A 12,673-nucleotide genomic window follows, 5' to 3' on the forward strand; every position below is an offset into this window, starting at 1 on the left:
CTCCTATTTGGCAGCCATGCGCAAGGCGCCGTCGAGACGGATCGTTTCGCCGTTGAGCATGCTGTTTTCAATGATGTGCCGAACCAGTGCGGCGTATTCAGACGGTTTGCCCAGCCGCGGCGGGAACGGCACGCCGGCCGCCAGCGAGTCGCGGACTTCCGGGGTCATGCCGGCCATCATCGGGGTTTCGAAAATGCCGGGGGCGATGGTCATCACGCGGATACCGAAGCGTGCCAGTTCGCGGGCGGCCGGCAGGGTCAGGCTGACGATCGCGCCCTTGGAGGCGGCGTAGGCGGCCTGGCCGATCTGACCGTCATAGGCGGCGACCGACGCCGTGTTGATGATCACCCCACGCTCGCCACCGGCATCCGCCTCGCTCTCGGCCATGGCCGCGGCGGCCAGGCGCAACAGGTTGAAACTGCCGATCAGGTTGACGTTGATCACCTGGCTGAAGCTCTCCAGCAGGTGCGGTCCGTTCTTGCCGAGGATCTTCTCGCCGCGCACGATGCCGGCGCAGTTGACCAGCCCGTGCAGGCCGCCGAAGGCGCTGAGCGCTGCCTCGACGGCAGCCTTTGCCTGGTCTTCCCGGGTAATGTCGGCGACCACGCTGCGGGCGTTGGCACCGAGTTTCTGCGCCTGGGCGGCGACGGCCTCGGCGTTGAGGTCCACCAGCATCACCCGGGCGCCAGCCGCCACCAGCATCTCGGCGGTTGCCGCGCCAAGGCCGGAGGCACCGCCGCTGACCAGGAAAGCCTTGTCTTGTATGTTCATTGCACTGTCCTTCGTTGGTATTTCAATTCTGGATGGATCTCGGTAGGAGCGGGCTTGTCCGCGAAGCTTTTTCAGCCTGAGGGCCTATTCGCGGGCAAGCCCGGCTCCTACAGGGTCGTGTCAGGCCCCGGCCTGGGCCTTGGCGATCTCCTGGTTACGCAGGATGAAACGCTGCAGCTTGCCGCTGGGGGTCTTGGGCAACTCGTCGACGAATTCGATTTCCCGTGGGTAGGCATGAGCCGCGAGGCGCTTGCGCACATGCAGGCGCAGCTCCTCGGCCAGTTGCGGCTCGGCGCGGTACTGGGCATTGAGCACCACGAACGCCTTCACCAGTTCGGTGCGCTCGGGGTCAGGCTTGCCGACCACCGCCGCCTCCACCACCGCCGGGTGTTCGACCAGGGCGCTTTCCACATCGAACGGCCCCACCCGATAGCCGGAGGTGGTGATCACATCGTCACTGCGGCCAACGAAACTGATGCTGCCGTCGGCGTTCAGCTCCACCGTGTCACCACTGAGGTAGTACGGGCCGACGAACGCCTTGGTCTCGAAGCCCTTGTAGCCGTTGAACCAGCACATCGGCGACTGGGAACGATCCAGGGCGAGAATCCCCGGCTGGCCGACACCCAGTTCCCGATGATCGTCGTCGAGCACCACGATGCGATGACCGGGCGAAGCGAAACCCGCCGAGCCGACGTGCACCGGATGCTGCAGGCCGTGGTGGTTGCACAGGACCATGCCCAGCTCGGTCTGCCCGTAATGATCGAGAATAGTGACGTCGAGATTTTCCGCGAACCAGCGGATCACCTCCGGGTTCAGGGGCTCACCGGCGCTGCTGACGGCGCGCAGGCGCCCCCTGATCCGGCTGGAAAACGCCTCGCCGGCGGCGATCAGCAGGCGGTAGGCGGTCGGTGAACCGGTCAGGTTGGTGATGCCATATTTCTCGATCACCCGGCAGGTGCTGTCCACGGTGAACGGGCCATCGTAGAAGGTGATCGGGTGGCCCAGGCCCAGCGGCCCGGTGATGCCGAAGTAGAGACCGTAGGCCCAGCCCGGGTCGGCGACGTTCCAGAAGGCATCCTCGGGGCGCAGGTCGACCGCGTCGCGGGTGTAGCTCTGAAAGGCGATGATCGCCTTGAGCGGCACTTCCAGCGGCTTGGCGGGGCCGGTGGTACCCGAGGTGAACATCAGCAGGAACGGATCTTCGCCACTGAGCATCAGCGGCTCGCAAGCCGCCGGGTAATTGTCCACCTCGGCCCAGAAGCTGAAGTCGCCACGAACGATGCCCTGCCCCTTGGCACCGGCGACCGTGACGATCGTTGGGCAGTCGGCGACTTCATCGAGCTTGCTGCGGTTGGCCGCATCGGTGACCACCACCTTGGCTGCCGAACTGTTCAGGCGATGCTCGATGGCCTTGGGCCCGAACGCGGTGAACAGCGGCTGGTACACCGCACCGATGCGCCAGGTGGCGAACAGCGTCACCAAGAGCTCGACATTGCGCGGCAACAGCCCGGCAACCTTGTCGCCGCGCCCCACGCCCTGGGCCAGCAGGAAATTGGCGAAACGCCCGGCCTGCTCCTGCAACTGCGTGAAAGTATAGGTGGCACTGCTGCCATCGCGGCCCTCCCAGAACAGGGCGATCCGCCCCGGCAAGGCATACCGGTCACAACATTCGACGCAGGCATTGAGCGCCGTCAGGGTGCCTTTCAGGCTCGTTTCAGCCACGTGCTGATAATTGAAAGTCTCGGTGGCAGTCAGATAGTCACGCATCCCAGCAATCTCCCGGTCTTGTTATTAGAGGAAACCGTAGAAAAACCGAGGAAATAGTCGCCCCGTCAGGGACTTGCGACAATGGTCAAAGCCTTCAACCTGCTTGACTGGTTTGGCCAATGATGAATAGGCACAAGCACCCTCCGGGCGGACGCGGAGCGTCCTGGGAGGCATTCCCACGGGGACCGTGGGAACGATCAAATGAAATGCCGCACAGGGCGGACCAGCATCCTGCCCGGCGCTACTGGCTGTCGTTGAGAATCAGGCTGCGATAATGCCCCGGGTTTGAGCCCGACCACTTGCGAAAGGCCTTGTAGAACGAGCTGATATCGGCAAACCCCAGCCGCGTGGCGATTTCGCCGAAGCTGATCGTCGGTTCGGCCAGCCAGGCAATCGCCAGTTCCTTGCGCACGCTGTCCTTGAGCCCCTGGTAGGTCTGCCCCTCCTCCGCCAGCCGCCTGCGCAGGGTCGAAGCCGACATGCACAGCCGCAGCGCCAGCGCCTCGGTTTCCGGCCACTGCTGGGCCGGCAACTGCCGCAGGTCATGCCGGATCCGGCTGGAAAAACTCTGGGCATCGCGGTACTTGACCAGGATATTGGCCGGCGCATGCCCGAGAAAGCGCTGCAGCTCCTGGTGGCTGCGCTTGATCGGCAGGTCCAGGCAATCGGCGGCGAGGATCATCCGCGTCCGCGGCCGGGCAAAGCGCAGGTTCTCGGAAAACATCACCCGGTAGTCATCGCAGTAGTCCGGCTCGTCGCACCGCAACTCGATGGCCAGGATCGGGATCCGCCGTCCGGCCAGCCAGCAGGCCACGCCATGGACGATCATCCAGTAGGTGAAATAGGTGAACGGTCGCCGGGCCTCGCCCTCAGGCTCCGCCAGGACGATCTCCGCCAGGCTCTGCTGGGTCACCAGTTGGGCCGCCAGGCGTTCGAACATCAGCGAGAGGAACGCCAGCACGGACTCCAGCCCGGCCCTTACCGTCGGCTGCGCCATGCCCGTGCGGGACAGGTAGGCAAAGCTGCCGGCGCGCAGCTTGCGCGGGTCCATGCCGAAGAACTCATCATCATTGCGTCGCGCGAGCAGGCGCCACAGCCGCGCATAGTCACTGGCCGGCACCCGCGCCTCGGGCCGCTGCAGCAACTGCGGGTCGATCCCGACCTTGTCCAGCACCTCTTCGGTGGCCGCGCCCGGGACGCAACTCTGCAGCAGCGCCTCGCGCACCAGATGGATGGAGATGGTGTCTTTTTCCGCCATTGGCTGTCGCCTGAGCCTTGTGCTGATCCTTGTGTCGGCCATCTTAGGCAGCGCCGAGCAAAAAGCCAGCCTGGTGCGCCGATAAAGCCTGTTGCGGCGCAGACAGCAGCACTTTGATACCATCGCTCCCCCATCAGGGAATGATCTTTACCGGGAGTCTTGTGGGCATGATCGTGGTAGCCGCATCGAACACGGCGTTCGAGGTGTATCGATGAGTTGTTGGGAAGTCCTCGGCCTGCCCTCGGATGCCGATCCCCGGAGCATCAAGCGCCAGTACGCCAGCCTGCTCAAGCGCACCCGCCCGGACGATGACCCGGAGGGTTTCCAGCGACTGCGCGAGGCCTACGAGCAGGCACTGGACTGGCGCGAAACGGGCCCCGAGCCAGTACGCGAGGACATCGCAGCAGCCAGCGATACCATCCACTACGACACGGACACCGGCCTGCAGCCCCGCCCCGCCGGCCACTCTGGCGCCCAACGCGCGGCCACGCGGTTACTCGAAGGCATCACTGCGGCCCTGCTCGACGAGCGGTTCGCCAAGGCCCCCCTCTATGGCTGCGAGCACGAATTCGGCGAACAACTGCTGCTGCGCTGTCTCGAACCCGGGCAGGACTTCACGGCGCTGGCCCACTGGGGCCTGGAACGCTTCCAGTGGATGAGCCCGTGGCGGCCTACCGATGTTCCCCGCAGCGCCCTCGCCGAGCTGCATCGACGCCTGTTGGGGAACCTGGAACAAGCCCTCGGCTATCAGCTCGATGTGGGCAATGTCGAAGGTTTCTGGCGCGAGTACTACCACCGGGTGCAACTCTACGGGCTCGACGCCCTGGAGCACCAGCAACCGCTCGATGAAGTACTGGCCAGGTTATTGCTGGAGTGCCCGCTCTGGTCTGCCCGGCTCTTTCACGCGATGTGCAAGCTGCGGCAGTGGAACGATGTCGGTCCCGCGCCCCGCTGTCCGGAGCCGTACTGGACGCGCCTGCTGGAACGCAGTCGGGACGAAGAACTGCTGTCCCAGCACATGCATCGCCTGCAACTGCCGGCGAATACGCCCGACAACCGCGCCACGCAACTGCTGTTCGCCCCGATGTCACTGGCCGAGCGACGCAGCTTCGCACGCCGCTTCCACAAGGAGGACTGGCAGGCCTGCCAGCAGGCTGCGCAGAGGATCCGGCACGGCCATCCACGCCTGGAAAGCCGGCTGCCCGACGCCAATGCATTCTTCTGGCGCGACTGGCAGTCCGCCGATACCGGTTGGCTTGGCTTCGCCGCGGTGATATTGGCCTGCACTGCCGCCGCGGTGCAGCAGAAGCTGTTGCCGGGCAGCGGGTTGAAGGCGACGGCCGACGCCATTGCCCTTTGGTCACTGGCCTTGGGCGGGCTCACCGGCACCCTGCTCTGGTTCTGGCCGGCGGTGGCGGACAGCGTCTGGACGCTGGATCATCGTCTCAGCCAACGCCTGTCGCACCGGCTCAGCCCCCGCCGTCCTGCGCCGCTGCTACTGCGCGAACTGCTGCCCTGCTGGCTGGTGGCGGGAGTGACCGCCGCCTGGCTGGGCATGCTCCCCCTGCTGACCTACGCCGGTACGATGCTGGCACTGGCCTGGACTGACCGGATAGGCAAAAGGCCGCGGCGCCACCTCCTCTCCTGCTGGCTGGCCGGCGCCCTGATACTGAGTATCAGCCTCGGCACGCTGGCGCTCTATGTGGCGCACGGCAGGACCGTAGCGGGCCGCAACGAGGGGCTGCAGCCCTGGCCCGAGCGCCTGTGCAGCCGCATGCCGGCAAGCGTCGAGGACTGCCGTCTCCCGGCCACCCGGGAACAATGGTACGGCAAGGAGGCCCGTTGATGGACAAGCGCTGGTTTCTCTCTGGCGGCGTACTGCTGATCTGCGGTCTCTACCTGCTGGTCGGCACCGAGCGGCAACAGAACCGTTTCGACATCTGGCTGGACCGTCACGACAGCCGAAGCCAATGCACTGCGGCCACTGGTCAAGTGCGTGAATGTCGCCGAGGTGCCCTGGCGCCTGGATCGCGAGGCCGGGCAAAGCGACAGGGACGATGATTTCCCCTCTCTGCAACGCCATGATTACCAGGCGATAAAAAACGATTTCTGCAAACCCGCCAACGCCTTCAAGGCCAGTCTTGTCGACGGCACGCGGCAGATCGGCCTGCTCGCCGATCGGTACCTGCCAGCCCTGACAAGCGCCCAGGCACCTGGGCTCCTGGACTCGGTCTCGGCCAAGCCTGTGCTGCCGGAGAGACTGGAGGCCCAGTTCAGCAGCGTAATAGCCGAATCGGACAGAAAGCGGCACGCCGAAAGAGTCCAGGCCTTCCTCCCGCTTTCCGACACCTTGCGCCGCGAACTCGAAAGCACCGAGCTCGCGCTGCGCCCGAGGCAGTTGGAACACCTGGAGCAGAAGCTGGGCCGGGACATGCACTGGCACCTGCTGAACTACATGCTGCAAGCCCGCCTGGGCATCGACCGCCTGGAAGCAGCGGCACGCCGGCAGCGACTCGACCTGCCCCTGCTCGGCAGCACCCGTGACGAACTGCGCCAAGCTCAGGAGTCTGCCGAAGCTTATCGCAACGCCCTCCCCGCCAACCGCCGCCATGGTCCGGTCCACGAATTGTGGTCGATGCTGCAACAGCCGATGCAACAGTACCAGGCCGCCCTGGAGCAGTTGGCAAGCGACTGGCGCAACCACGCCGAACCCCAGGTGCTGAGCGATGACTTCTGGAACGTCGGCCACCGCTATGACGTCCTGCTGGCGCTCTACAACCGACAGGCGGATGTCGACTTCTGAGACGGCAGCACACTCCGTCAGTTCGCCCAACCCCTCGTCCCCCGTGGCCTATAGTCAGATGACCGGCCACGGTGGCCGGTCATCGCCACACGACAAGGGAGAACGAAGATGAGCGTCAAAGCGATACCGGAGGGTTTCCACAGCATCACCCCCTACCTGGGCGTCAGCCAGGCCGCTGCGGCCATCGACTTCTACAAGCAAGCCTTCGGCGCCACGGAGATCATGCGCCTGTCAATGCCTGATGGCAGCATCGGCCATGCCGAACTGCGCATCGGCGACTCGCCGCTGATGCTCGGCACACCCTGCGGCGAAGGGCCGTTCGTCAGTCCCCAGGGCCCCACCTCGGTCGGTATTCACCTGTACGTCTCGGATGTCGACAAGCAGTTCGAAACCGCCACGGCGGCCGGGGCCACGGTGGTCAGCGAAGTGCAGGACCAGTTCTACGGCGACCGCAGTTGCACCCTCAGGGACCCGTTCGGCCATGTCTGGTTCCTCGCCAGCCACAAGGAAGACCTGACCCAGGCCGAGATCGAGGCACGGGCGGCGAAGCTGTTCCAGCAGTCCAGGGGCTGAACCCTCGCCCGCGACCAGCAACACACTTCATGAACGAGCGCACCACGCTTTGCGCCTTGCCTGTAGCGCTGTGGGACTTAGGATGTCGGCAACCATAACGAGGAGCCACTTCCATGTTCGCCGGATTCCAGAAAGACCAGCGCCACGTCAACGGTGTGGACATCGCCTACCGCGTGGGCGGCAGCGGACCAGGCCTGCTCCTGCTGCACGGCCACCCGCAGACACACGTCATCTGGCACAAGGTCGCGGGCGAGCTCTCCAGGCATTTCACCGTGGTCGCCGCCGACCTGCGCGGCTACGGTGACAGCAGCCGGCCAGAAGCCGACGAGCAGCACCTGAACTACTCCAAGCGCGAGATGGGCCGCGACGGCGTCGAGCTGATGCGCGCCCTGGGTTTCGCGCAGTTTTCGATCCTGGCCCACGACCGTGGTGCCCGCGTCGCCCACCGCCTGGCCCTCGACCACCCCGACGCGGTGCAGCGCATGGTGCTGCTGGATATCGCGCCAACCCTGTCGATGTATGCCCAGACCAACGAAGCCTTCGCCCGCGCCTACTGGCACTGGTTCTTCCTGATCCGCCCGGCACCGTTGCCGGAAAGCCTGATCGAGGCCAACCCGGAGCAGTACCTGCGCAGCGTCATGGGCAGCCGCAGTGCCGGGCTCAAGCCGTTCACCGACGAAGCCTTCAGCGAATACATCCGCTGCCTCAGCCTGCCCGGCAGCGCCCGCGGCGTCTGCGAGGACTACCGCGCCAGCGCCGGTATCGACCTGGAGCACGACCGGGCCGATCTCGACGCCGGGCGCAAGCTGAACCTGCCGCTGCTGGCGCTGTGGGGCGAAGAAGGCACGGTCGGCCGCTGCTTCGACCCACTGCACGAGTGGCAACGGGTCGCCACCGATGTGCGCGGCAAGGCGCTGCCGGGCGGCCATTACCTGGCCGAGGAAATCCCGCAGGCGCTGCTGGACGAGGTGCTGCCGTTCCTGCGTTGACGGGCGCCCTGCAACCCTGATCTGAAACACCCCCTTCCCCGTGGGCCGCCGTGACGGCCCATGGCGGGATCGGCTTGCCTGAAACTCCGGAGATAATAAAAATGACAATCAGAAAACTGCTGGGAACCCTGTATATCCAGGTGGTCATCGCCATCGTCCTGGGGGTGCTGATCGGCAACCACTGGCCACAGGCCGGTGTCGAGCTCAAGCCCCTGGGTGACGGTTTCATCAAGCTGATCAAGATGATCATCGGCCCGATCATCTTCTGCACCGTGGTCTCCGGCATCACCAACATGCACGACGTGAAACAGGTCGGGCGGGTCGGCGGCAAGGCGCTGCTGTACTTCGAGATCGTCTCCACCCTGGCCCTCGCCATCGGCCTGCTGGCGGCCCACGCGCTGCACCCGGGCGCGGGCTTCAACGTCGATGTGAAGACCCTCGACACCTCGGCCATCGCCAACTTCGTCGGCCAGGCCCAGCACGGCGAAGGCGTGACCGGTTTCCTGCTGCACGTGATCCCCACCACCTTCTTCGATGCCTTCGCCCAGGGCGAGATCCTGCCGGTGCTGTTCGTCTCGCTGCTGTTCGGCCTGGCGCTGGTGATGGCCGGCGAGAAGGCCCGGCCGCTGGTGGGCGTGATCCAGCAGGCCAGCGAAGTGTTCTTCCGCATCGTCGGCATGATCGCCCGGGTCGCCCCCATCGGGGCCTTCGGCGCGATGGCGTTCACCATCGGCAAGTACGGCCTGGGCTCGCTGCTGCCGCTGATGAAACTGGTCGGCACCTTCTACCTGACCGCGCTGATCTTCATCACCTGTGTGCTGGGCAGCATCGCCCGTTATGCCGGCTTCAGCATCCTGCGCCTGCTGGGCTACATCAAGTCGGAACTGCTGATCGTGCTCGGCACCAGCTCATCGGAATCGGCGCTGCCGCAACTGATCCAGAAACTGGAGAAGCTGGGCTGTTCCAAGGGCGTGGTGGGCATCGTGGTGCCGACCGGCTACACCTTCAACCTCGACGGCACCAACATCTACATGACCCTGGCGGTGCTGTTTCTGGCCCAGGCCACCAATATCGACCTGACGCTGGAACAGCAACTGACCCTGCTGGCGGTGACCATGCTCACCTCCAAGGGCGCCGGTGCGGTGGTCGGTGCCGGCTTCGTCGCCCTGGCCGCGAGCCTGGCGGTGGTGCCGACCGTACCGGTGGCGGCGATGGTGCTGATCCTCGGTGTTGACCGCTTCATGGCCGAATGCCGCTCGCTGACCAACATCATCGGCAATGCTGTCGCGACCCTGGTGGTGGCGGCCTGGGAAGGCCAGCTCGACCGCAGCAGGATGGCGCCGATCGCCCTCGGCCGCGTGCGCAAGGCCTTGGTGAGCCAGCCCGCCGAGTAATGCTGTAGAAGCAGGAATTATCCGCGAACGGGCCCTCCAACTTCGCCGATAAATCCTGCTCCCACGGATGCTATTCTGGCGGCTCCTGCCGCCAGTGCCCGTTGCTCCGCCCATGAACCCAAAGAAAGACGCCGTGCCCCTGCCCGAAGACCTGCGCGTATTCCTCACCGTCATCCGCAAGGCCGGCTTCGCTGCCGCGGCCGATGAGCTGGGACTGTCGCCCGCCTACGTCAGCAAGCGCATCCAGATTCTCGAAACCACCCTCGCCACCCGCCTGCTGCACCGCACCAGCCGACGGATCGCCCTGACCGAGGACGGCGAACGGGTGCAACGCTGGGCCGTGCGCATCCTCGAAGATTTCCAGCAGCTCAGCGACGAACTGTCCGAAGCCCATGACAGCCCCAGCGGTCGCCTGCACCTGTGCAGCAGCTTCGGTTTCGGTCGCAACCACGTGGCCCCGGCGCTGTCGCGGTTGGCCGAACGCTACCCGGAACTGGAAATCCGCCTGGACCTGTTCGACCGCGTGGTGGATATCGTCAGCGAAGGGTTCGACCTGGAAATCCGCGTCGGCGATGACATCCCCGGCCAGCACATCGGCCGACGCCTGGTCAGCAACCGCCGGGTGCTGTGCGCCGCCCCCGCCTACCTGGAACGACGTGGTACGCCGCACCAACTGAGCGACCTGGAACAGCATGACTGCCTGGTGCTCAAGGAGCGCGACAACGCCTTCGGGATCTGGAACCTGGAGTGCGACGGCCGCCAGGACAGCGTGCGCGTACGCGGGCCGCTGTCGTCCAACAGCGGCGAGATCGTCCTGCAGTGGGCACTGGATGGGCGCGGCATCCTGCTGCGCTCGCTGTGGGACGTCAAACCGCTGCTGGAGCAGGGTCGACTGGTGCAGGTGCTGCACGAACACACCCAGAGTGCGAATGTCTGGGCGGTGTACCCGACGCGGCTGGCCTACTCGGGGAAATTGCGGGCCTGCGTGGAGTTTCTGCAGGAGCACTTCCGACAGTTGTCGATCTGAAATTCTTCGGCTGTCGAGTCTTCCCCCCTACGGGGAGGACTCGACAGTCTCCGTTCAGCTCAACCAGGGATTGGCCTGCAGATGCGAGCGCTCGAACGCCTCGATCTGCTCACGGCGCTGCAACGTGCTGCCGATGGCATCCAGCCCGAGCAGCAAGGCGGATTTACGCAGGGCATCGATCTGGAACCCGATCACGCTGCCGTCCTGCAAACCAATCTGCTGGGCCTGCAGGTCGACCGAAATCTCGGCCCCCTGCGGCTGGCTCACCACCTGCCCCAACCGCTGCACCGTCGCCTCATCGAGGGTGATCAGCAACACGCCGTTACGCTGGCAGTTGTCGTAGAAAATCCCGGCGAAACTGCTGCCGATCAGGGCACGGATGCCCACCTGCTTCAACCCCCACACCGCGTGCTCACGGCTGGAACCGCAACCGAAGTTCGGCCCGACCACCATGAAGCTCGCTCCCTGCCAGGCCGGCTGGTTCAGCACGAACTCGGGGTTGGGTTCGCCCGAAGGCAAAAAGCGCAGGTCGAAGAACAACCCGCGATCCAGACCGTTGCGGTCGATACCCTTGAGAAACTGCTTGGGCATGATCACGTCGGTGTCGATATTGGCCGCCAGCATCGGTGCGGCCTTGCCGGTGACCCGGGAAAACGGTTGCAGGCTCATGGGCGTTGCTCCAGGGAACGGATATCGGTCAGGCGCCCGGCAATCGCCGCGGCCGCCACCATCGCCGGGCTCATCAGGTGCGTGCGGGCACCGGCGCCCTGGCGACCTTCGAAGTTGCGGTTGGTACTGGAGGCACAGCGGTCGCCCGCCGACAGCACATCGTCGTTCATCGCCAGGCACATCGAGCAGCCGGACTGGCGCCATTCGAACCCGGCTTCGATGAACACCGCCGCCAGCCCCTCGGCTTCGGCCTGATCGCGGACCTGGGTGGAGCCCGGCACGATCATCGCCCGCACATGCCTGGCCACCTGCTGGCCGCGCACCACCCGGGCCGCGTCACGCAAGTCCTCGATCCGGGCATTGGTGCAGGAGCCGATGAAGGCATGGCTGATGACGATCTCGCTCAACGGCATGCCGGCTTCCAGGCCCATGTAGTTCAGGGCCCGGCGCATGTCCTGGCGCAGGATCGGATCGTCGAGGCTTTCCGGGTCCGGCACCCGTGCACCGATCGGCGCCGCCTGGTCCGGGCTGGTGCCCCAGGTGACCATCGGCTCCAGGGCCGTGGCATCCAGATGCACCTCCCGGTCGAACCGCGCGCCGGCATCGCTCCTGAGCTCGCGCCAACGGGTGACAGCCTGGTCCCACAGTTCTCCCTGTGGCGCCCGCGGCTTATCCTTGAGGTAGGCGAACACCTTCTCGTCCGGGGCCATGAAGGCGCCCCGGGCACCGGCTTCCACGGCCATGTTGCAGATGGTCATGCGCGCTTCGACGCTCAACGCATCGATGGTCGAACCGCAGAACTCGATGGCGTAGCCCGTCGCGCCAGAAGCACCGATTTCGCCGATCAGCGCCATGATCACGTCCTTGGAGGTCAACCCGGCCGCCAGTTCGCCGTCGACCGTCACCCGCAGGGTCTTCAGGCGCTTGTAGACCAGCGTCTGGGAGGCCAGCAGGTGTTCGATCTCCGAAGTGCCGATGCCGAAGCCGAAGGCCCCGAGAGCACCATAGGTGGTGGTGTGGCTGTCGCCGGCCGCTACCACCATGCCGGGCAGGATGAAGCCCTGCTCGGGGGCGACCACATGCTCGATACCCTGGCGCTTGTCGAGCACATCGAACAGTTCGATACCGAAATCGGCGCAGTTCTCGGCCAGGTACGAAACCTGCCGCGCCCCGCCGGCATCCGGCATGGCGGCAATGCGCCTGGGCGCGGTGGGGTTCACATGATCGACCACGGCCAGGGCCGTTTCCGGACGCCACACGCCGCGCCCGGCTTCGCGCAGGCCACTGAAGGCTTGCGGGCTGGTGTATTCGTTGATGACCTGGCGGTCGATGTACAGCAGGACATGGCCCTGGTCGTCGAGGCGACACACCGTATGGGAATCGATGTGCTTGTCGTAGAGGGTTCTCGTTGCAGTCATGGTG

11 protein-coding genes are annotated in these 12,673 nt (G+C 65.4%); 6 read left to right on the forward strand and 5 right to left on the reverse strand.

Features of this window, described 5'->3' with window-relative positions:
• Nucleotides 1–3: 3 nt before the first annotated feature.
• From ACMGT0_RS18195 to ACMGT0_RS18205, 3 genes are all read right to left on the reverse strand, one after another.
• On the reverse strand, nucleotides 4–771 hold the full coding sequence (locus ACMGT0_RS18195; RefSeq protein WP_054060816.1) for an SDR family NAD(P)-dependent oxidoreductase: 768 nt from the start codon (nucleotides 769–771) through the stop codon (nucleotides 4–6).
• 120 nt (nucleotides 772–891) lie between these two features.
• Nucleotides 892–2,538, reverse strand: coding sequence for an AMP-binding protein (locus ACMGT0_RS18200; RefSeq protein ID WP_416769152.1), 1,647 nt, complete (start codon nucleotides 2,536–2,538; stop codon nucleotides 892–894).
• A 241-nt stretch (nucleotides 2,539–2,779) separates the two neighbouring features.
• Nucleotides 2,780–3,796 carry an AraC family transcriptional regulator gene (locus tag ACMGT0_RS18205; protein WP_416769154.1) on the reverse strand — a complete coding sequence of 339 codons (1,017 nt, stop codon included), beginning with the start codon at nucleotides 3,794–3,796 and terminating at the stop codon, nucleotides 2,780–2,782.
• A 211-nt stretch (nucleotides 3,797–4,007) separates the two neighbouring features.
• Here ACMGT0_RS18205 and ACMGT0_RS18210 point away from each other — a divergent pair, with 211 nt between their 5' ends.
• From ACMGT0_RS18210 to ACMGT0_RS18235, 6 genes are all read left to right on the forward strand, one after another.
• The gene (locus ACMGT0_RS18210) at nucleotides 4,008–5,642 is read left to right on the forward strand and encodes a J domain-containing protein (protein ID WP_416769156.1); all 1,635 of its coding nucleotides are present in this window, start codon (nucleotides 4,008–4,010) and stop codon (nucleotides 5,640–5,642) included.
• Nucleotides 5,643–5,792: 150 nt separating this feature from the next.
• On the forward strand, nucleotides 5,793–6,599 hold the full coding sequence (locus tag ACMGT0_RS18215; protein WP_416769158.1) for a DUF3829 domain-containing protein: 807 nt from the start codon (nucleotides 5,793–5,795) through the stop codon (nucleotides 6,597–6,599).
• Nucleotides 6,600–6,707: 108 nt separating this feature from the next.
• Nucleotides 6,708–7,172, forward strand: coding sequence for a VOC family protein (locus ACMGT0_RS18220; protein WP_054060811.1), 465 nt, complete (start codon nucleotides 6,708–6,710; stop codon nucleotides 7,170–7,172).
• Between the two features lie 113 nt (nucleotides 7,173–7,285).
• Nucleotides 7,286–8,161 carry an alpha/beta fold hydrolase gene (locus ACMGT0_RS18225; RefSeq protein WP_054060810.1) on the forward strand — a complete coding sequence of 292 codons (876 nt, stop codon included), beginning with the start codon at nucleotides 7,286–7,288 and terminating at the stop codon, nucleotides 8,159–8,161.
• A 101-nt stretch (nucleotides 8,162–8,262) separates the two neighbouring features.
• On the forward strand, nucleotides 8,263–9,555 hold the full coding sequence (gene dctA / locus ACMGT0_RS18230) for a C4-dicarboxylate transporter DctA (protein WP_416769160.1): 1,293 nt from the start codon (nucleotides 8,263–8,265) through the stop codon (nucleotides 9,553–9,555).
• Nucleotides 9,556–9,667: 112 nt separating this feature from the next.
• On the forward strand, nucleotides 9,668–10,582 hold the full coding sequence (locus ACMGT0_RS18235) for a LysR substrate-binding domain-containing protein (RefSeq protein WP_054060808.1): 915 nt from the start codon (nucleotides 9,668–9,670) through the stop codon (nucleotides 10,580–10,582).
• A gap of 54 nt (nucleotides 10,583–10,636) precedes the next feature.
• Here ACMGT0_RS18235 and leuD read toward each other — a convergent pair whose 3' ends face one another.
• The gene (gene leuD, locus ACMGT0_RS18240) at nucleotides 10,637–11,251 is read right to left on the reverse strand and encodes a 3-isopropylmalate dehydratase small subunit (protein WP_054064370.1); all 615 of its coding nucleotides are present in this window, start codon (nucleotides 11,249–11,251) and stop codon (nucleotides 10,637–10,639) included.
• On the reverse strand, nucleotides 11,248–12,669 hold the full coding sequence (gene leuC, locus ACMGT0_RS18245) for a 3-isopropylmalate dehydratase large subunit (protein ID WP_054060806.1): 1,422 nt from the start codon (nucleotides 12,667–12,669) through the stop codon (nucleotides 11,248–11,250). Before leuC ends, leuD begins: the two co-directional genes overlap by 4 nt.
• Between the last annotated feature and the right edge of the window lie 4 nt (nucleotides 12,670–12,673).

The sequence above is a fragment of the Pseudomonas sp. RHF3.3-3 genome (assembly GCF_048069595.1).
Lineage (GTDB): Bacteria > Pseudomonadota > Gammaproteobacteria > Pseudomonadales > Pseudomonadaceae > Aquipseudomonas > Aquipseudomonas fuscovaginae_B.